This window comes from Pseudomonas sp. C32 (assembly GCF_030417915.1).
Lineage (GTDB): Bacteria > Pseudomonadota > Gammaproteobacteria > Pseudomonadales > Pseudomonadaceae > Aquipseudomonas.
Genome location: NZ_JAUHUK010000020.1, coordinates 33146 through 54102 on the forward strand (window position 1 = coordinate 33146; position 20957 = coordinate 54102).

At 48.6% G+C, this 20957-nt stretch carries 16 protein-coding genes and 1 tRNA gene; 5 read left to right on the forward strand and 12 right to left on the reverse strand.

The genetic code is table 11. From position 1 onward, the window contains the following. Positions 1–18 precede the first annotated feature (18 nt). The 3 genes from QYH43_RS21295 to QYH43_RS21305 all read right to left on the reverse strand — a co-directional run bounded on the left by QYH43_RS21295 (position 19) and on the right by QYH43_RS21305 (position 3901). Positions 19–1734: a GMC family oxidoreductase gene (locus QYH43_RS21295; RefSeq protein WP_301158018.1), complete on the reverse strand. Its 1716-nt coding sequence runs from the start codon at positions 1732–1734 to the stop codon at positions 19–21. Between the two features lie 45 nt (positions 1735–1779). After that, positions 1780–2676: a transporter gene (locus QYH43_RS21300; protein ID WP_301158019.1), complete on the reverse strand. Its 897-nt coding sequence runs from the start codon at positions 2674–2676 to the stop codon at positions 1780–1782. A 691-nt stretch (positions 2677–3367) separates the two neighbouring features. After that, a complete protein-coding gene (locus tag QYH43_RS21305) occupies positions 3368–3901 on the reverse strand; it encodes a DUF1097 domain-containing protein (protein ID WP_301158020.1) in 534 nt (177 codons plus the stop codon). A 172-nt stretch (positions 3902–4073) separates the two neighbouring features. Here QYH43_RS21305 and QYH43_RS21310 point away from each other — a divergent pair, with 172 nt between their 5' ends. Together QYH43_RS21310 and QYH43_RS21315 are read left to right on the forward strand one after the other, a co-directional pair. Continuing rightward, positions 4074–5003: a LysR family transcriptional regulator gene (locus tag QYH43_RS21310; protein WP_301158060.1), complete on the forward strand. Its 930-nt coding sequence runs from the start codon at positions 4074–4076 to the stop codon at positions 5001–5003. Positions 5004–5338: 335 nt separating this feature from the next. Further along, the gene (locus QYH43_RS21315; RefSeq protein WP_301158021.1) at positions 5339–6241 is read left to right on the forward strand and encodes a LysR family transcriptional regulator; all 903 of its coding nucleotides are present in this window, start codon (positions 5339–5341) and stop codon (positions 6239–6241) included. 412 nt (positions 6242–6653) lie between these two features. Here QYH43_RS21315 and QYH43_RS21320 read toward each other — a convergent pair whose 3' ends face one another. Next, positions 6654–6959: a hypothetical protein gene (locus tag QYH43_RS21320; protein WP_301158022.1), complete on the reverse strand. Its 306-nt coding sequence runs from the start codon at positions 6957–6959 to the stop codon at positions 6654–6656. A gap of 615 nt (positions 6960–7574) precedes the next feature. Between QYH43_RS21320 and QYH43_RS21325 the strand changes: the two genes are divergently transcribed. Together QYH43_RS21325 and QYH43_RS21330 are read left to right on the forward strand one after the other, a co-directional pair. Beyond that, positions 7575–8219 (forward strand): hypothetical protein, encoded by a 645-nt coding sequence (locus QYH43_RS21325; protein WP_301158023.1) that lies wholly within the window; start codon positions 7575–7577, stop codon positions 8217–8219. Between the two features lie 675 nt (positions 8220–8894). Further along, the gene (locus tag QYH43_RS21330; protein WP_301158061.1) at positions 8895–9287 is read left to right on the forward strand and encodes an antitoxin Xre/MbcA/ParS toxin-binding domain-containing protein; all 393 of its coding nucleotides are present in this window, start codon (positions 8895–8897) and stop codon (positions 9285–9287) included. Positions 9288–9869: 582 nt separating this feature from the next. On the opposite strand, the gene QYH43_RS21335 is transcribed toward QYH43_RS21330, so the two are convergent. The 6 genes from QYH43_RS21335 to QYH43_RS21360 are packed head-to-tail and all read right to left on the reverse strand — an operon-like array spanning position 9870 to position 17685. After that, positions 9870–11714 carry a hypothetical protein gene (locus tag QYH43_RS21335; RefSeq protein ID WP_301158024.1) on the reverse strand — a complete coding sequence of 615 codons (1845 nt, stop codon included), beginning with the start codon at positions 11712–11714 and terminating at the stop codon, positions 9870–9872. Further along, positions 11692–12102, reverse strand: a complete 411-nt coding sequence (locus QYH43_RS21340) for a hypothetical protein (RefSeq protein WP_301158025.1) — start codon at positions 12100–12102, stop codon at positions 11692–11694. The genes QYH43_RS21335 and QYH43_RS21340 overlap by 23 nt, the downstream gene beginning before the upstream one ends. Continuing rightward, on the reverse strand, positions 12077–12685 hold the full coding sequence (locus tag QYH43_RS21345) for a hypothetical protein (RefSeq protein WP_301158026.1): 609 nt from the start codon (positions 12683–12685) through the stop codon (positions 12077–12079). Before QYH43_RS21345 ends, QYH43_RS21340 begins: the two co-directional genes overlap by 26 nt. Beyond that, entirely contained in the window at positions 12685–16035 is a 3351-nt protein-coding gene (locus tag QYH43_RS21350; protein ID WP_301158027.1) for a hypothetical protein, read from the reverse strand. The genes QYH43_RS21345 and QYH43_RS21350 overlap by 1 nt, the downstream gene beginning before the upstream one ends. Next, positions 16028–17407 (reverse strand): site-specific integrase, encoded by a 1380-nt coding sequence (locus tag QYH43_RS21355; RefSeq protein ID WP_301158028.1) that lies wholly within the window; start codon positions 17405–17407, stop codon positions 16028–16030. The genes QYH43_RS21350 and QYH43_RS21355 overlap by 8 nt, the downstream gene beginning before the upstream one ends. Then, positions 17404–17685, reverse strand: a complete 282-nt coding sequence (locus QYH43_RS21360; RefSeq protein WP_301158029.1) for a hypothetical protein — start codon at positions 17683–17685, stop codon at positions 17404–17406. Before QYH43_RS21360 ends, QYH43_RS21355 begins: the two co-directional genes overlap by 4 nt. Before the next feature lie 356 nt (positions 17686–18041). Here QYH43_RS21360 and QYH43_RS21365 point away from each other — a divergent pair. After that, a protein-coding gene (locus tag QYH43_RS21365; protein ID WP_301158030.1) for an IS3 family transposase occupies positions 18042–19204 on the forward strand; the annotation gives its coding sequence in 2 pieces (ribosomal slippage) (positions 18042–18309 and positions 18309–19204; 1164 coding nt in all). 517 nt (positions 19205–19721) lie between these two features. On the opposite strand, the gene QYH43_RS21370 is transcribed toward QYH43_RS21365, so the two are convergent. Beyond that, positions 19722–19795: transfer RNA gene (locus tag QYH43_RS21370), tRNA-Gly, on the reverse strand. A gap of 270 nt (positions 19796–20065) precedes the next feature. Then, complete coding sequence (locus tag QYH43_RS21375; RefSeq protein ID WP_301158031.1) at positions 20066–20950, reverse strand: alpha/beta hydrolase; 885 nt, start codon at positions 20948–20950, stop codon at positions 20066–20068. Positions 20951–20957 lie beyond the last annotated feature (7 nt).

The following is a 20957-nucleotide window of genomic DNA, read 5'->3' on the forward strand; positions in this document are numbered from 1 at the left end:
TCCAATTAAAAGCAACCGTCAGGCAACGCCGCGAATCATTTCCGCACACTTCCAGCCGATCATTATGGATGGAGCATTGGTGTTGCCTGTCGTAATGCTTGGCATTACCGAGGCGTCAGCGATGCGCAGGCCTGAGATCCCATAGACTCGGAGTTTCGGGTCAACGACGGACATTGCGTCTACTCCCATCTTGCAAGTAGATGAAGGATGGAAGAATGTATTTGCGGATTTGGCGAGGAATTGATCCCATTCAGCGGAACCCGTTTTCACGCCAGGGCCGGGCAACCATTCTTTTGCGCGTACAGCGTCAAATGCTTTCTGCATGGCAGTTTCCCGTGCCAGTTCTGTCGCCTTTGAGAAGATCCGACGGTCGTGTTCGGTCGCTAGATAGTTTGGATCAATGATAGGGGAGTCGGTAAACCTGTTCGATTTAAGGCGGATAGTGCCAGTGCTGGAGGGACGCGCGAGTCCAGAAAGAACACACCAACCGTTTTTCAAGCCTTTCGTGGGGAGTGCGGGGGTGGAGAACGGGACATTCAAATAGAGTGTAATCATGTCTGGGCGGGGCAGATGGTTCTCCGATTTTGCCCACATATACACCTCAGACGCGTTGTAATTCGACTCCGGCAACGGCTGCGATGATTCGTAGTTAGGGCCACCCCCCAGCACGTGGTCTTGAAGGTTCTGTCCAACGCCTGCCAATTCGTGTATTGGATTGATCCCTACAGACTTTAGATCCGCCCCACGACCAATACCTGAAAGCATCAATAGCCGTGGAGTATCAATAGCTCCAGCCGCTAAGACTACTTCCATGTCGGCGCGTACCAATCGCGGCGTGCCGGCATGGAGATACTCCACACCCACACACTTTCCATTTTCAACTACGACACGAGTTACCGGCGCATCGGTCAGTACCGTAAGATTTTTACGCACCATTGCGGGCTTCAGGAATGCCACCCCCGTGGATTGCCGACGCTGATCTTTGATTGTGAAATTGACCCAGGACGGGCCTTCCATCTGTGCTCCATTGAAATCTTCAGTTTCCGAGTAACCCAGGGCTTTCGATGCGTCGATGAACATCTGCCCCCCCGGATGACGCAAGTTTGGCTGAGGACGTGTAACGGACAGCGGGCCGCCAACACCTCGGTATTGACTTGCGCCACCCTCATAGTCCTCAAGTGCCTTGTAGTGAGCCAAAACCGACTGGTAATCCCAGCCCACGCAGCCATCTTTAGCCCAGCCATCGAAGTCGGAATGATGGCCACGGGCGTAGATCATCGCGTTAAGGCAACTTGTCCCTCCGATAACATTGCCGCGTGGCCAACTATGGGTACGGTTCGCTGTGTGCACTTGCTTGGTGGTGGAGAACCACTTGGCTGCTCGGGTGCCTAAAGACTGGGCCCACAGGCGCGGATCGTGGATTTCTGGAACGTCGTCCGTTCCCCCTGCTTCGAGTACTAAAATACGTGCGTCAGTAGTTGTCGCGAGGCGATGTGCAAGTGCTGATCCTGCAGAGCCGGAGCCGACGATAATGTAATCATAACCCGTCTCGACGGCTTCGACTTCCTTGGTTGAACTGGCGAATACATTGTTCATGTAAATCGTGGAAAGTGAACCTGCTATCGCGGCCGAGACTCCCAGCATGCCGACGCGCTTCATAAATTCCCGGCGATCTAGATTACCTTCGCTGTAGTCTCGAAGAATAGTCGCGAGCGTTTTCTTATCGAGTGACATGTCGTGTCCTTCCCATTATTGGAATAAGTTAAATTGTTGCGGGAGTCAGAACAGTTGGAGAATTCGGATGTTTAGCCGCGCTTCTTCCTTGAAGCCGTTTTCGACATCAATGTCTCTGCCAGCGATGGCAAGAATTTGGGTCTTGGGGCCAATGAAGAATGAACCACCGATGCCTAATTTTGTGGTTGATGTCCTGTCGTCTTGAGAGGCACCGTCCACCTCCGTCTCTCCGCCGAAAGTCTTCGACGCTAGGAACCTCAGGTCGGCTGTCGGCGTGAGGTGGTAGCGTAACCACGCTTGAGCTTGAATTAGCGGCTTCTGTTCGAGCGTTTGCCCGCGAGTGCCGTAGTCAGTGTTGTCACCGAAAAACATAACGTCGCCAATCAGATCGATGGACACATTTTCCGAAAGGGGGCGAACATGGCCAAACTGTAGGTTGTACTTCCAGCGGTTTTCACCCAAGTTCAGAGCTTCTTTCTTGTCATAGCTGCCTAGCGGCACATATAGATATGGTGTTATGCCTGTGTACAACCTATTTTTAGGATCGTTTTGTATCCAAAACGTAGAAGCAAGGATCGGATCTCCGAACCCGCTATTACTGCCAAGTGGCTCAGACATATCGTCCTTACCAGATAATCGGCCGAATGGGATTAAAATCTGCGGGTCAGCTGTCATGCCGCCTATTGAGGTGAAGTGTACCGCGCGTAGTATGCCGACACTGCTATCTAGACCATTATCCCCAGAGTTCCGCTTACCGTTGTTATATGATTCGTTTCGCCAAGCTTGTTGAAGATAGAGCAAGCCCACGTTTGTTCCAGGTGCCGCCGCCTCGTAATCACCTGCGTCGACATCGATCGCATTAACAGAAAATGAGGTTAGTGCCATTATAGTGGTTAATATCAAGCAGCTCAGGTTGTGCCTGTTATTATTCTTTTTAAGCATTGTCTGCGTTTCCTTGTTTTTATTTTGAGATGAATTTGCCGTTCGACTTCGATTACGTTGCGGGTTTAAAAAATATTCTGGTATAGACGAGCAGGAAATTTTTTTTGTCGGTTTTAGAGAAAACTAGTATTTAATTTTGGGCGTTTTATTATCCAGTGGTGTAGGTGTGAAAAAGATAATAAGTAGCAGTTCTACGCGGTAAGCTTTCAGAAGGGCGGCTCTAGTTTTTATGCTGTCAGTGCGGCCGATGAGACGTGATATTGGTTGAGTTCGAAACAACACCGGTAAGGCGCTTGTGCGCTAGTGTCTGTCTCGTAAAATGAGTAGGACTGATGCGAAGTGAAAAAAATTAAAGTTAATATTTTTGTATTGAAGATCGCCGATGTGAGGTTGGAGGTGGGGCTGTTAAGTAATTGCAGAGAACTCTTCAAGGTATCTCCTTCTTCAGCTTGCGCTTTTCTAGCGGCTGCGAAGTTTTGTTTTAGATATCATTACTCTACGCCAATGAGCGGATTACTGGATTTGATATGTTTGCAAGCCCGGCTTCGCATATTGAGAAGGTCATCTGCGATGAAATGCTGCGAAACTAAGGGGCGCAGGCATGACGCTACGGCTCGGGCGAGATGAGTCCAGGCTGACCACTCTTGATATCAGTAGCGATAGTCAAGAGTGACCGGAGGGGAGGTATTCGTCAGGCTGCGTCTGCCTCAGGGCGAGACGACGCGATGAGTGATGCCGCAAAGATCGTTTGCAGATAGCCGAGGCCAACCCCTATGCATACGGATGCAGGTACGACAATTAAGACGTTTTCCAGGCTGATCGATGTAATGGTTTCCAGCGTAAATTTTCCAGGCGTTTGAGCGAGGTAAGCAAAACTTGCGGCAAAACCGTAGAAGGTTGCCGGAACTACGCTTAGCAGAGGAAGTTTAGATGCCCAGATCATGCACGGGGCCAAAATAGCTACTAGTGAAGCTGCCACGATAGGCACCGGAAATATTAGTAAACCACTGGCTAAGCACAACGCGAAGACCCAAGCCATGATCACGCCAAATAATAGGCATAAAAGTGTGGTCGGGATTTTATCTCGAGTTCCTCCTGAATGAAGAAAGGCTGCCCAACTGATGAATGCGCCCCATATCAGCAGTCCAGGGAATTGGAGAAAGCCCCATGTTGCGACCGAGGCAATAATTGCGCCCGATAAGGCATAGGCATGTAGTGATCTCATAAGGTATCTCCATTATTTTTGTAAGAATGACCTGGTGTGGACGATGGCGCAGCAACGGGTTTGCACTCTGGGTAGAGTTTCAACCTAGTGGTAAATCGTCGAGAAGTGAATCTATGTTGCTGATTGTCTAAAGTCCAATTCGAAAAAATAGATCAGTTGATTAAATTTGAATATGGATCTTAAACATCTGAAGTGTTTTCTAGCCGTCGCGGAGGAACTTCACTTCACGCGTGCGGCGGAGCGTTTAGGTATCGCTCAGCCCCCATTGAGCCAGCAAATTAAGGACTTGGAAATTGAGTTGGGAGCCTCTCTGTTTTTTCGCACAAGTCGTATAGTTGCGCTTACCTCGGCGGGAAGGGCATTGCTACCGCATGCCCGAGCGGCGTTGCGGGACGCGGATTTAGGTCGTGCGGCTGTGCACTCAGCCATTTGCGGTGAAGCGAGATGTCTGCGGGTAGGGTTTACCAGCGCGGCGTCGTTCAATCCGCACGTCGGGTCAATCCTATGTGGTTTTCGGCAGGCTCATCGTTCCGTCGAAATCAGTCTTATCGAGCTTTCGACTGATCTGTTACTTAAGGAAATGAACGAAGGTCGCGTGGACGTTGCGTTTCTACGCCCGTGTACTCAGCAGCGTGAGGAACTCACGATGTTTGCACTGCCCATGGAGGCGATGTGGGTCGCGCTGCCAAGAAATCATTCACTCTGCGACGAAGCCAGCGTGAAGCTGGATCGGTTGGCTGGCGATACGATTGTGATGTGCCCAAGATCCAATGGCAGTTGGTTCTATGACTCTGTCATGGCGATATTCCTCGCTAGCGGATTAAGTACTGCCATGATTCAAGAGGCGCCACAAATGACAACCGCTGTAAATCTGGTCGCGGCCGGAGCCGGTGTAGCAGTCGTCCCTGAGTCGATGCGGAGTATGCAGCCGGCTGGCGTGGTTTACGTCCGTATCGATACTCCAGGAGCTAATATTGGACTCTGGGTTGCTCATCGTAGGCTCCTACAGGTTCTTGCACCTATTGGGATATTCATGGATTTTGTAGCGCGTTACTTCGAATGCGACAACAACTCCGTTTTTGGGAGCAGAGGCGTCAAATAGGATTGCTGTGACTGTGTTTTTTAGAAAGTAAGGCCCACTTGTTATTTGTCCGCAAATTGGCTACGCCAAGATCGCAGCGCCATTAACCTGTTATTAATGCTGGATTAATGAAGTAAATATTCCTTTACTCATAACGTCTAAGCTAGAATCCAATGCCATCGGCTTTTTAAGGTGTGGGCTGACTTTCAAAAACATCTGCATTTTGCGTGATATTTGGCTTGTTGTAGAGAATGCTTTGGTTGCGCTAACGAAGAACTTGCTGTGGCGAAAATGCCTTAGAAATTGATGGCTTTAAAAGTCTCATATCAACCCTCGACGCTGAACAAGGTGGTGCAGTGATCGTTCTTCCCGACTTACTCTCTATGGCACTGTTTCTCCGAGCGGTTGAGACCGGAAGTCTGTCGAAAGCAGCGCACCAATCGCACATTGCACTGGCGGCTGCGAGTCGAAGGATTGCCATGCTTGAACAGAGATATGGCGTGATACTGCTCTATCGCTCTTCTCTGGGGGTAACGCTAACGCCTGCTGGTGAAGCATTCGCCTATCATGCTCGTTTGTTATTAAGTCAAGCGGAAAAATTGCAGGCTGATCTTTCTGACTATTTGGAGGGGGTCAGGGGGCATGTTCGTATTCAGACAAACACGTCTGCAATGACTCAGTTCGTTCCGGATGATCTAGCAACATTTGCGAATATGTACCCCGATGTGAAAATTGAGATGGTAGAGAACCGGAGCCAAGACATTGTGGATGCGCTGCATGACGGGCGTGCCGATATCGGTGTCATCATGGAGGGAGTGGCTACCGACAATCTGACGTGCTTTGAATATCGGAGCGACAAACTCGTAGCTATCTTGCCGGCCTCTCACGCGCTGCAAAGTGCTGAAGTCGAGTTCGCGGAGCTGCTTAAATACGATCTGATCGGTCTAGATGGGTCTGCGATTATCACCAAACGGATGGCTGCCTGTGCTGCTGAGTTTGGCGAGCGTCTAAAGATGAGAGTTCAAGTCCGCAGCTTTGATGCGGTGTCTAAGCTTGTTCAGGCCGGTATGGGAATAGGTGTAATGCCTTTGGCTGTAGCGCTGAACTTTTGTGAAGGCATGGGTTTACGTTGGATTCCTCTTTCGGACGAGTGGGCAACACGAAAAATGTACGTTTGCATACGTGAGATAGAAACGTTGCCTTTAGTAGGGCGCAAACTGTTGGAGAGGTTGGTCGGTACAGTCAACACGGGCTCATAGCCAGGGCGCCTAGCTCTTAAGTTCATACGTGAAGCACCCTTTTCACATGATGCAATAGAGGGTGCCATAGAAAACGTGCGCTGAGCTGTCCCAGGCGCACGTGCTACCAGGCGTACCCGTGACCGACTCTCTCAAGATCAGCCTTTACGAGTTCGTATCCCGCTTCAGTGTGAGCAGGCACTAATGGTGTTCTCCCACCGAAGGTGGGTTTTCGGTTGATTTAGCCAAATATCTGCTTTCGCTTTGTTGCCCAAGACCTGCTTGGCTGTTGGTGCTGACGCCGAATTGACCCAGTGGCCGAGATGTCACTGCCCCAGTCTTATTCCTCGCGAACCATTGCCTATGCTGGATTTCTGTCTACCAAGAGTAGGGCAGCCTTGCGTCGGCAAGAGGGTCAATTAGGCGTCAGCGTCTACACCCAGGCACTCAATAGCTCGATAGGATCGGCTCCGTCGCGCTGCCAGAGATCGAGTGTCCCGACTCTGCCATCAGGCGACCTGCAGTATTCGCAGTAGTCCAGGGTGTCACAGTCATTGAAAAGCGTTAGCTGCCAGCCATCAATCTCCACGGGCATAAGGCCGTGGTAGATCTCATTCCATGACTGAATGGTGCTTCGCATCATGATGCGTTTGCCGAGCGCGACGTCCGTCAGCACTTGGCAGACCTCGTGGGCAGTGAGAGGGGAGGTTGTGTTCAATTCATTCTGAGCTCGAGTCATCGCATATCCATCGCTAGGCTGCGGTATGAAGTGGCCTCAACGGGAAGGTCGATACTTCGGGCCAATGGCCCGGCTCATCAATTAGCTAAGTATCTCCTTCACGATGGAAGTCACATTTCTTGCGTCGTCTATCCCTCGGTGGTGGGTACCTAGCCATTCCAAACCTAACGACTCGACAGTTTGCTTCAGACTTTTCGGCTGATCGTCGTAGAGGCCTTTATGCCATTTCCTGACGTTGAAGTGTTGCAGACCGGAAAGCAGGGAAGGGCACGCAGCAAACCCTGCATCTCGTTCAAGCTGCCTTGCATCATAGTTGAACCCCACGATGCCCAAGCAGCGTTTGGATTTCTCGCAACAAACGCTCCTAGCTCTTGGCCAACCTCCGCATAGGTAGCCCTTATGCATCTCCATTACTCGTACTCCGTCGGCGCTCGACAACCTCGTAACGTAGATAGAGGTCTTGATTTTATGGGGTTTTGGGCCCGACCACGCTGCCACGGGAGAAGCGCTATGTTGCAATCATCTTTAACAAAATTCGTTGTTACGGAAAATTATTTCCCTTCAGCGTTAAAGATTGCCCCAAAACATCCGATTTGATTTTAAGAATCATAGTTTATGGCGGTGTTTGTGGGCAAAAGTAAAGGGCAGTCAGAAATATTTCTTGTAGCTCGCGATTTTACATGCTGGCGCGATCGTGAGTACAACGACCAATATCCATGTCAGGTTTCCAGGCAGGGCGAGAATACTGTCAATCTAAACTTAGATATTGTATCAATCGTGTTCGCCAGCGCCGTAGCTGAAGAGGTTGCGCGCTGCCTTTACGATGCTGTCCTGATTACGTTGGGAAATCTGGCCGGATTTGTACCAACGCCTGCCGCACGGGACAGTATGTTTGAGCGCAAATATCATAAAAGAGTATCCGGAGATTGGAGTTACACCGCTGACGGGAAATTCAGTTGTCACGGATCCGAAAGTACGGTCTATTTTGTCGAGCTCCCAACAGATACCAATGATACAACTGAGCAAGTGGGCGTCTACACAGTTGAGGACGGTGGAGCAGAGCTTGTATTCGAGTTCATGTGCTATTCGTTCAGCATGCTTGACGCGGTTTGGCTAGCTAACAGTTTGATGGAAGCAGCAGGAGGTGAGCCTTTGGATGTTCTGGAAACTACTAGTGGGAGCAGCTCGAGCTGCGTGCCACTGGCGGTACTAAATCACCATGGATTAATTTTAAAGCTAGAACAACCTCTGCAATCCTAGTCAAGGCTATAAACCTTATCGCCCCTTCGGGCTATTGCCCGGCTTTCCGCCAATCGCGAGTTTGTTCTGTACGCATGTGTAACGGACTCACGAAGCTGGTGACGACTCAGAGCGGTAGTCAGGATTCCGGAGCCCTATGTCGATAGCCTGGTTTGTTGCACGCCGAACGGTGCTGATGGAGGGTGGGAGATAAAACCCCCGATATTCGATTCAGGCCGGCTGCGGGCCACGTAAACCGCGCCGCTCATCAAATTCTGGTGCCCTGTCTCGGTATATGTTGGTTCGTTGCACGTCGAACGGGCCAGGGATGCTGATGATGGACGGTGGGAGATAAAACCCCCGATATTCGTTTCCGGTCGGCTGCAGGCCATGTAAATCGGGCCGCTCACTAAGTTCCGGTGATTGCTTTGGCTAGGAAGCGCTGACCAAATTCCGGTCTGCGTACATAGAATTCCGGTGCCCTATGTCAATTGCCCGCCGAAAGGTTAGGATGATTTCGCTACCTATCGATTCCTCGTCATCTCGGGTCTGATTTACCTAAGCGTCGGGCGATTGGAGATGTCGCTTCTTCGGGCCTAAAGGCCTGGCTTGGTAGTAGGTTTTCAGATGGAGGTGAAAGTGCTGTCAACGATCAAGGAATACCAACCAGGGCCCCAGATTCCACAAAGCATTTGGATGAACCTAGGGCTGCCGTCACGCGGCACCAGGCTTCATGACCTGGTTCGCGAAGGACTGCCTTTCGAATTCCTCGACCAGATAGCGAGCCTACTTCAGATGCCGCGAGGGGTTATCACCAAGGCTATTTGCGTGTCGCCCACAACTTTGGCGCGAAGGGCGAAAGCAGGACAATTCAGTTCCTTAGAAAGCGACCGCCTCGTCGCATTGGTAGCTGTCATTGAGGAGGCTCTTTCCCTATTCAAAAACGATGTCGCTGCTGCAACAGTATGGATGAATTCGCCAGTTCGAGGGCTTGGTTCGAAGCGCCCGTTGGATATGCTAAAGACGAGAGTGGAAACAGAAGCAGTCTTGGATCTTATCGGGCGATTGGACAGGGGAGTTCTAGCCTAAGCTTCATCGCACGGTTCACTCAGAGGTGGCTACTGTGGCTGGTGTTGATATCGCTCCTTCGGACTAAAGGCCAAGCTCATATAGTCAACTGAGCATCTCTTACACAAGTGAAGCGACATTTCTAGCATGGTGTATCCCTCGGTGATAGTACCCTGCCAGATCAATTTCATCGACTCTACCATTTGATCGAGTATTTCGAAGTGCATAGAAGCCAGATCTTTGAAGCTATTAAGCCCGCCTGTGAACCGAATAACTGTAAGTAGCCATTGTTGTTCCAGCGTCGGTGCTATTCCAGAGGGTGCTCTTCCGAAACTCCCATTATTCTGTGTAAAATTCTCCGATCTGCTTCGAACGGTGGTGTGATGCTGGCCCGGCTGGGCTGCGGCGACTGTAAATACTTGGGGGTCGAGGGTTTGGAAGCAAACGTATCGAAAGGCAGCTTGGACGCTTAGTCGGCTCCAAGCTGTAATCTGGGCATATTTATCGGTCACTGCAGTCTTAAGGGCGCGACCATCAATCGTTTATATAATTGAGGACAAGCCTCATCGGGATCCATCGAAAGACCTCCGTGCTCAGTTACTATTACTCAACAATAGGAGTAATTCTCTGGATTGAGCAAGGGAGCTGATCCGGGAGGTCGATAGAGCTATATGTTAAGCACTTTTTTATTGTTATTTTGATGTCGAGTAACATGCGTATGAGCATGTCTTTGTTAGTGTCTCTGCAAACCAATATAGCATCCTTAATCCCTATGCTGCATGCCAATTCTGGTGTCATTGCAAATCCAGGTGACACGAAGGACTTATTTAACAAGGATGATGGAATACGTATGTAGCCGCCAGGAGCCTCTGCATAAACGCCTTTGTCGTTCGTGGAGAGCAACCTGCAAAAAATTGAAGGCTCAGACCCCAATGTAGGTGAGTGGATAGTGACCTTATCATTTCGTCTAAAAATAGAACCGGCGGATATCAATACGACGTCCTCAGATATGTGAAGCGAAATATTGTTTACCGCTATAATCACGCCAGGGTGGTCGCAAACAGCCACAAGCGTCCTCTCCCTGTTAAGCTCTAATGCGAGCTCTTGTATGTCAAGATCTGAGATTTCGATATTTGTTAATATTGCTGTGTTCGTAGCGCTAGTGATGTTCGCGCTTGGAAAATACGCGGCGAGTTGCCTGGCAATTTGGGTGCCGACATGGAATTCGGTTGCAGCAGCAAGGTTAGATATCGCTACAATTCTATCTTTGTCAGTAAGTTTGCGGAATAGTTGATGGTAATCGCCGGTAGTGTAGTGATGGAGGTCAGGGACGATAACTGTCCTGTAGATTAAGTCTGGCTCCGGGAGATCCATTAAGTAAGTGAGATCTGCATCTGCGGTAAAGTAACGCTGCGCATCATTTTTGTTCCGAACAACGAGGTATGGAGGAGGGTTTCCCAGTAGTTGAAGTATGGCCGATGCTTCGGTTATGTACTGGTGTATGGTGGTCGCTGAATCTGAAGATATATAAGAAAATCGCGAATTTACAGAAGTTGACACGGCTTCTAAAAAGCTTTGTTCGTAAAGAATACCCATGAGGCCTGAGTAGCGCGAATACGCGTAGTTTATTTCTGAGTTGGAATGTTTTGGAAAGAATCCACGACAAACGCGCTGGATCTCAATGCGAAGTAGTCGTTGCTGTACTGCATGACTAACGAGTTGAAGTTTTTCTATGCCGCCAATGACCAGTTTATTTTGCTTGCACCAATTGACCGCTTCCCAGAGTTCAACTGGGATGTCAGAGCTATTCACTATAGTGCTGCCGCAATTAGCGTTTTGATCTAGCCATTTGAGTGCTCTACACTCGTCACTTATTACTTTTGCATTTGAAGCCTGAAATTCCATCAGTCTAGTTGGGGATTTTATAATTTCAGAATAAGCCTCACCATACAGGTCGTATATGGCTTCGCAAGCCTGTTGAGTGATACCCGCCTGCATCATTGAGGTTAACGCTGTCTGTAAATTGCTAAAGCGCCGGCAACAGAACTTTAGCTCGCTTATGTATGGTTCTGGTACGTATTGCTCGAATAAGCCAAAGGCTTGCTGGGAAAAATCTTCTATCAGTTTTTGGGAGATATCTGCGTCTATGCTTAGCAAGATTGACTTAACTTTACTTGGTAATCTTAAATCTTGTGCATAGAAGTTATTGGAAACAATATGAGGCCATAACTTATTTGGGGTGCTCGCAGGCGCTGCGGTTACTATTTCTTTGCGCCCCAGATGATGTTTCCAAGTGAAGTGATATGCGGTGCCAGCGATTACTGGCGGTAGGTTAGGGCAACTAGTTAGCCTTAGCGTCAGCAAGCGCTGATTATCCGGCACAACGCAGTGCACAACACTGGTACCGTCAACACGATGGCTGACATCAGTTACTAGGTAGATCTTCATTGGTAAGGTCAGTCAGCAGAGAATTTGTGAAAATGGTATCGTTAATTTTTTCAAGTTGACGTACACGCTTTTTCAGATCTTCATTTTCTTCCTTGGCCTGCATGAGTTGTGTTCGTACTCTATTTACTGCCTGGTTCGTACTGATATCCTTCGCTGGAAGTAAATTAAGTTCGTGACGATGCCTATTTAGTAATTCTACTACTGAGATCAGTTCACTAGACCCTCTGCCTGGATAAAATATTTGACGGCTGGTGCCTAGCTCCTTGGCCAGCCATGACAAATTCAATCCATTACTATGACTCTGGAACGGATATCCGGATTCCATTTTCTCGAGTACCTTTTCTTTCAATAATTTGGCGTGCCTATTTCTCAGGATCAAGCTGTTCAAGGCGCTTTTCAGTGTTTGTTCGTGCAAGTTCCCACCTCAAATAGGCATTGGTTCTCTTACTTGTGGAAATAATCTCCGGTTGGCCGGAGAATGTTGCTTCATCATAAAGCTCGTTGTTTATAAACTTAAAATTAGGATTCTTATCAAGTATGTCTTTAATAAGCATGCAAGTTGCTTCATATTCGAAGAAGTAGTTCTCCGTACTCTTCTCTGGCGGTGAAATAACTTGAGTCGGAGGCCGTTCGGCAAGGATGTTTTTTAGAACCTTAATCTTCTGATCTTTTTCCGTCACCTTGCTGCGCAGAGCTTTCAATTCCATTTGAACGTCGGCTATTACGGCTTTGGTGGTTGGGACAAGTACTTGAAGATATTGATTCAGCACCTTTCGATGCTCACTGTCAGCTTTCCTGAAAAGAGAGGGGTCTAAATCAAGTTCCTCCCCTAGCTTGGCTGATAGTTTGGATTTATTTTCGAAGGTGCGTTCGTCTTTCACCATAGCCTTCAAGCTTGCCTGAAGGCGGGATAAGTTGCTCTTCAATTGCTCCTTTTTATGGTGCGGTCGACGGTTATTTTCGGTGTTCATTATGCTGCATCCAGCAATTTTATGTGCCTATCTTCGATCTTTGCGCTGAGTTCACCCAAGGAGATTCCCATCGTGGTCATAATTGTGAAAATTTGAGCGGTGTACATCGCTTTAGTTTCTGGATCACTCAACGCCATCTGCAGCAATTCAGGGCTCTTAGCGATTTTCTGGATGAGATGTGGATAGCCCTCGGCTGCGAACTGGGGAAAAAGAGAGCTGTCGAGGACTTGGGCAATAACACGTTGAGCAGGATTATTCATGTTAACTTCGTGCTTTACATAACTATTAAGGTCTCGTAGCCTACTAAACATGCCGCCGTTATCTTTAGACGATTCTAGGTACTTATTTAGCAATTGAGTAATGTGATAATAGCTTGCCAGTTCAAGCTTGCTAACTGTCAATTCGTGGTGAATACTCTCAATCTCATCGGGATGGGCGTTGGTCGATTTCAAATGTTGAAGCTTTTGCACAAGTTGTTCTGATCTTGCTGCTAGGGTTCTCATAATGCAGTTGATTCCTGGTAGATGATCCACTCCAAATATTGCAATAGGGCATAGTCCGCAAATACGCTCACGGCCTGTGAAGTTAATTAGTTGTTTGGGGCACTCGCCATTTTTAATGCACACGCAGTTTGTGTAAAATGCTACGGGATTTTTGTCTGTAGTCGCAATGAGCTGCATTCCTGTGATTTCGGACTCGATCACAGCTGATGTAACACTGATGAAGTTTTGATTTTTTGCCAGAGCATCCCGATCTCTGCTCCATTCACGGGAAATGGCAGAAATAGGATGAGCTGTAAAATTGGTAATGCCATGCAACCGTTGCCAAGCCTTTGACTCCACAGATGAGTTAGCAATGTTTACCTGTTCCATCAGCTCTTTCGAGTTGGGAACAACGTAGTAGTTTGTTGTGTATTCATTCTCATGAGCCACTTGTCCCTGGATGATCGAAATTTTTAGATGTCCGTAGATTTTCATGTGAGTAATCCACGTTGCGCGCAAAGCGTGCGGTGTGTGAATAGCCCGTAAATTTCCATCGGTTCCGTAAGTTACAAAGGCATGATGACGATCCTTAGGAACAATTGAGTTGTAAATTTCTTCAATTCCTAAAAGGATCTTTGGCCAAACTGTAGTATAGGAATTGTCCGAAAATGGCATGCCGGAATCAGTCCATGGACTCCGGAATAAAGCATGAATCAAACCATACTTTTGAGGGTCGCTGGAATCATTCTCATAGAACACAGGTTTTACAGGGGTAGTATAGATTTTGGTTTGAAATTCCTTTTCATCCTGTAGGGCCCGCATAACCTCAAGTGAAACGACTGAGGGCCGTTCTTTACCATTTTTATCGGTATTCACGAACATCATGCAAGATGACAGCAGCACGCCATCTGGGTCTCTGAGATATCTGTCGAAATTTCTCAGATCTAACCACTGGCAGTTTTGCATGCGTAATCCCGCATATAGAGCAATGGATAGCATTCTGATCATGCTTATCCATGGAACATATGTTGGTATACTCAATCCTGCGTACTTACCTTTATACCATGAGTAAACATTGGCAATTTTCAATAACGGGATCTCTAAGTAATCCTCGCTGTTGGCTGAACTTTGAATTTTCATCGTGTATGAGAGCCCGAGCTCACTGAGTTGGATCCATGCAAGTCCCCTGATACTATTCACGGTGGAGGGGCTTATTTCGGATGCTAAAATTTTATTTCGTACTTCAATGCCAATATCATTAATAGCCTGGAAATATGCTTTGGCTATAATTGTAGAGTCCAGAGGTAAGGCTACCTTGTCACTCGTTCCTCGGCTTCCGCTTCCTTCTCTATCAATGAGGATGTTTACGGGGTTGGTGAAGTCGGTATCAACGGCACCATTTACTCGTACATTGATTATGTCTTTATTGGCGCGACAAAACTCAAAAAATTCAAAGATGTTTGCAACGAAGGATGCTTGCGTTTTTTTGCTGTATGCTCGTGAATAAAACTGTATTGCTGTGAGAGGAAGTACGATGTCGCTTTGCAGGCCGGCAGCCTGAAATAGGTAACTTTTTTTGTCCTCTTCGGTAATATGATTGTTCCAGAACAAGACCCTCTCAAAGTCAGATATCATTTTTGGAAATCTGATCGGTGTCTTTGGATTATGCTCGAACCATAGCGGAAGATAACAAAAGATATAGTCAAGTATCATGTTTATGTCTTTTACCTTGACTCTCCTAGTATTAGTGGCTGTGCCTTTTGATTTGAGGTAAGACATATACATTTCTGCCGATGCTTTCCAGGCGACGCAAAGTTCATCAATGTTTATATGCTCGCGCCCGAGGTAATGTTGGTTGTTTAGCCAGTCGAAATTACCAAGAGATTTGGTTGCTTTTTTAATCAATAATGCTAAGTCTTCGGGGGTGTGTATGTTCGAGTCAAGTAAAAGTTTTTCGATGTTTTTATTTCGCTGAGAAGCCTTCGATTTAGGGTTTTTTCTAACGAGTTCCGCTTGATACACTCTGCGGCTATGCTCGCGTTCCTTTGCGGACATTGTGCGTGCCTGTTCGGGGGTGCAATTGTAACTCGCCTGGAATTCCTCATAGGTCATTGCGGACTCTAGTGCTGCGTTGGACTTGCTTTGGCGTGAATACAGGTACTGATGATACCTTTCAAGATAAAAATGCTGTGTTGGTGAAATTTTTTCTGGAAATAGTGTTGAGAATATTCCTAGCCATGAAATATAGCGGAAATCGTTGGAGTTATTGTCTGGAATAGAACAAACGAATGGGGCGGCATTCCAGGCGGAGTCGAACGACACCTGATGTGCAGAATGCCAGTTCGTTCTATACTGAAACACCCTTGAGGATATGAGGACTGCTGGTCGCTTTGATGCAATGTCGAATATGAATCCTTTTGTCATACTATCCAGTAGCGGGAATTTTATTGACACTCCTTCCGTGGTGAACGTGTAAGGGAGCGTTACCTTACCTTTAGCCCAGAGGATCACAAACATTCCTCTCAGGGAAGTCCTCAGTCCAAGTGCGTCCTCGAACATTATTGGCCAGTGACCTACAAGCTTTGAGTAAAGCTCGGATATTTCATTGCGCTGAGGCTTAGGCTTGATGCAAAGTTTGTACATTATGTGAAGGTCGTCAAGCTCGAACTCATAGAATGACCGCGCGTTTTCCAGCGTCAGAAGAGCAAATCTATTTCTGCCCTGCGCATTGAGTGCCATCGGGTCGAACGCAAACCTTGCGCCCATTTCATTTCTGATCATCTTGGCAAGAGAGCTCAATGCATCTCCGATGTCCAAACTTATGTTTGGAGCGTTAAATACTTCTACTCGGGTGCCAAAATTAATCATGAGTGCCTCGCGTCCTTAATTCATTAGCTAGGTCAATATATACAAGTGCGCGAATTTCATTGATGTGGCAGTTTTTTCCCCAGTAATTCTTATTCCGCTCTGCAATCTCAATTTCAGCAATCAAGTTTTCTTCAGAGAGTTTCGCGTAAACTTCCGTAGACTTTATGTCTTTGTGGCCCATAATTATCTGAATCTCGGCAAGGTCTAGTCCGAGCGCTGGTCGTCCAGGGATATATATAAAGTTTCGAGCCCATGTCCCATAGAAATGCCGCAGGCTATGCGATGCGTATATTTCCTCTGGGGGGGAATCTGGCCAGTGCTTTTTTTGTGTTTTTTTTAGTGACCTGTTCAGTTGCTTGTTTGTCGTATTTGCTTTTTGGCAGGTAAGCAGTGGCATTCCGTAGGTCTCTTTTTTGTCAGATACGAACAGGTACTCGCTATCGGTAGTGGGGCGTACTTGCAGGTATTCTATTAGGGCCTCAAAGAAAATGCTTTTGAATGGCTCAAAAAGTATGACGGCTGCGGTCAAACGACCTTTAAATGGCATTTTTATGTGAGATTTGGCGGCACCAGGGTTGCGATGGAAGTTGGGATCTTCTATCTGGACTGTTCGAGCATTCTCATCGATATCCTTTAGCCTAACCGGCCATAATTCTGATTGGCGTATTCCGCCAGAAGCCATAAGTGCCGCGCAGCAGCGGTGCATCGGGTCTTTGATGCCATTCAGTAGAAGCAGAATTTTTTCTACAGGGAAGTGTTTTGGTAGGTTGTTATGAGCGATTTTTCCTCCCGGAATGCCCCCTGCAGCTAAGTTGTTGTAAGTTTCTGACAACCTGCCAAACTTCAAAGTGCTGTTTGAAATCTGTGCCATTTCAGCGGCGGTGCGAGTGCGATCTTCCAGAACTGGCAGTGCCTTGATGTTGGCAAAGGAGTTGTTGCCGGTCAGAATTTGCAGAAGTCTGGCGCTATCTTTTAGCTTGGCTTGGCTAATGTGTAAGAACTTATTAACCGGGGCGATATAAGTATTTGCGCTATTGGATGAAATTGGATTCCTTTTCAGAGCTAGCGCGGCTTTCCTTATGACATAATCTTTGCTTTCTGATCCTTTGGTGAGGAAGTCATAATACAGGTTAATGGTCTTCTGCGCGGCTTCCTCATCCAAGGGAGTTGCGCCCATTACGCCTGTCTCGTAGCAGAAGTCGAAGAATTTACCTAGGTTATAAGTGTACTGCTCTGGTACATCTCCGGAGAAAGTGTGTCTGATTTGATTGCAAATATAATCTGAAAAAGTATTAAACGCCTGTATAGGCTCTCCTGTCGCCATTTCATACAGGCGAGGGTAGCCAGCGTTCACATAAAGCACGTTCTTCATGATACGTCCTTGCGGAATGCAGGGTGAGCAGCATGGGATTCTTGTTTTACCGTCCCGGCATCTGAGCTCAGATGCTCTAAGTCCCATCTTCTTTTTTTTTCGGGGTCGCCAGCTTTCGCACATTTTGTAACTCTGGTGTTGATTTCCAAGCGACCGTTAGCCATCGATCCCATAGAGGGAAGTGAGGGCGAGCTCGCTCGGATTTCGCTTTCGGGGTCGGCGGGAATGGCAGCCGTGATGGTGAAAGGCAAAGAATTTTTATTTAAAACAATAGGCATATATTGACACTCATCTCGAAACAAGGTATAAGATCGTGACGACAATCCTACACGCTTTTTTGTTGCATGTGTTATAGCTAAAAGTTATAAAAAACACTCGCGTGTAGGTTTGTTGTTCGTTCTCTAGGCGAAGAAATGCCCGCTCTGGTCGCCTCTGTCTCTCGTCTTCAATGCTTTCACAAGACGTTTTTTACCGCTTCTTTGTGGTTGAGCTGGTTTTCGTGTGCGTACGTATCAGCCTCAATTGCTTCACTCTCCTGACTTCTTGGAGTCTTTCAGTAAGGCGTTCAGGTGTAGTGGTCTAATGAAACAGGACACACATTTAGGCGAGAATGCTCGCCAGATAGAGGTGTCTGATGACCAAACAACGTCGTTCTTATTCCGCTGAATTCAAACGCGAGGCCGCAGGCCTCGTGCTCGATCAAGGCTATAGCCATATCGAAGCCAGCCGCTCACTTGGTGTGGTCGAGTCCGCGTTGCGCCGCTGGGTTAACCAGCTTCAGCAGGAGCGCACCGGCGTTACTCCGCAGAGTAAAGCGCTCACGCCTGAGCAGCAGAAAATCCAGGAACTGGAAGCTCGAATCGCTCGCCTTGAGCGGGAGAAAACCATTTTAGAAAAGTCTGCCGCGCTCTTGATGTCGGAAGAGCACGAGCGCACGCGCTGACTGATCAACTGAGCGCCCAAGAGCCGGTCGATTGGCTTTGCGCAGTCTTTGATGTCGCTCGTTTGTGTTACAACGCCCACCGCCTCAGGCGCCGAACTTCAGACGTTGAGCTGCTTCGGTTGCGCAGTCGAGTCAACGAACTGTTTACGCAAAGTCGAAGCGCCGCCGGTAGCCGCAGCATCGTGTCGATGATGCAAGAAGACGGCGAGCAAATTGGGCGGTTCAAGGTGCGAGGCCTGATGCGGGAGCTGGAGTTGGTCAGCAAACAACCTGGATCACATGCCTACAAACAAGCGACGGTTGAACGGCCTGACATTCCGAACATCTTGAATCGAGAGTTTGATGTGCCGGCGCCGAATCAGGTCTGGTGTGGCGATATCACCTACATCTGGGCTCAAGGGGAATGGCGTTACCTGGCTGTCGTTATGGATCTTTACGCGCGCCGAGTGGTGGGCTGGGCGCTGTCGAACAAGCCGGATGCGGATCTGGTCATCAAGGCGTTGGACATGGCTTACGAACAGCGTGGCAGGCCTCAAGGGCTTCTGTTTCACTCGGATCAGGGCGCCCAATATGGCAGCCGCCAGTTTCGTCAACGGCTCTGGCGTTACCGCATGCGCCAAAGCATGAGCCGTCGTGGAAACTGCTGGGATAATGCGCCGATGGAGTGTGTGTTTCGCAGCTTGAAAACTGAATGGATACCGACCGTGGGCTACATGACAGCTCAAGAAGCGAATCGCGACATCAGCTATTACCTGATGCATCGGTACAACTGGATTAGACCGCATCAGTTCAATAATGGGCTGGCCCCGGCTCAGGCCGAGAAAAAACTTAACGTCGTGTCCGGGATTAGTTGACCACTACAAGGGGCGATTCTTTGGCAGGCTGTAGATGAGCCTATTGGTAGGCGTGGCTATGAGCTGGTGGGGTAGGCTGAAATGGGGGGCTGTTCGCCATACTCCGTGTTGAGAGATGGCTCTTTGGTAAATGCCAGGAAATGTCGAGCTCTCATCTCCATATACACCGCCGTCGCTGAGGTCGCATTCAGTCGTTCAACTATTTATGGTCAGAGGCATATTGTTTTTATCAGGTGCCTCATCGTTCGTTCGATTCTGAGGTTATTAATACGCTCTAACGCTACTCCTCGTTCACGGTGGAAGCGGAAGGTTTAGTCGTTACGAAAATCGTTGAGCTTAGTCGTGCCTGTGTTTTTTGGAGGGGGAAGGACGGAGCCTCATCATCACAAGAAACTGGTTTTGGGAGAGCAACGATGAGGAGGGGGTGGCTAATCGTTCACAAGTCGGGAATCTTGTGATTAAGCAGGAAAGTATCTGGGGTTCTGGTCTCTAGACCGCAAGATACAAGGCGCGGAGGTGGAGCGGGTAGAGGGAATCGAACCCTCAACTAAAGCTTGGGAAGCTTTCGTTTTGCCACTAAACTATACCCGCCTTACGCGTGTTTCTTTGCTCACAAAACGAGTAGTCCTATAAGAACCGTTATCAGCTTGGGAAGCTGGAGTAATGCCATTATACGACACCCGCTCAGAGCGGTGACTTTGTACCAGATGTGCGCGTGGAAATGAAGTTTTTCTTTGCACCAGACGGGTTTAGCGCAGATGAGACAAGGCAAGGACCGGGTAATGGTCGCTCGCGGGCAAGCCTCGGCTACAGGAATGCGATCAACACTGTAGCGCGGGGCTTGCTCGCGATGACGCTGTTTCAGATGGCCAATGCATGGTGGTCCTGGACGTAGTGGTAACGCGGTCGGCTTTCATGCTGTGCCGGTTTCAGGAAGCCCAACAGTGCGTTGCGGCTGTCTCGGCAAGCGGCTTTGTGCTCCATGTCGAGAAAGTGGCCGGTGGCCTGGAGGGTGCTGAACGTGCTGTGTTGCACGTGCCCGGCGAACAATCGGGCGTCGTCGGCGGCGGTGTATTCGTCCCATTCGCCGTTGAGGAACAGCACCGGCACGTCGATTTTCTTCGCCGCGTGCAAATAGCACTGGCGATCGCTGTGCAGCACGTCGTTGATGTGGAAGTGCATCTGCCCGTATTCATGCTCGGCCAGGGAGCTGACGTGACGGTAGTTGAAGCGCTTGAACAACGACGGCAAGTGTTTGCCGATGGTGTCGTTGACCAAATGCCCAACGCGGTCGCCGTCGCGGCTGCCCAGATAGTCGACGCCGCGCTCGAGGTAATCGAGCATGTGCGCGTTGATCACCGGGGAGAACGAGCTGATCACGGCTTTTTCGATGCGCCGTGGTCGTTGCGACAGCGCCATCATGGTCGCCGCGCCACCCCAGGAAAACGACAGCACGTGTTCGGCGCCGAAGTGGTCGATCAGTTCGAGGAGGATCTGCCCTTCAATTTCCTTGGTGAGCATTTTTTCATGCAGGTTGTGGGCTTTGGACTTGCCCGCGTAGGGCTGGTCGTAGCAGACCACATTGAACTGTGGATAGAGGTTTTTCACGGTTTGTGCAAACGACGCAGTCGTGGCCATCGAGCCGTTGACCAAGATAATGGTCTTCTCTGCGGCGTCTGCGCGATAGAACTCCGTGTAAACCCGATACTGACCTTGTATATCCAGCACAGCGATTTCTGGCCTCATGTCATAA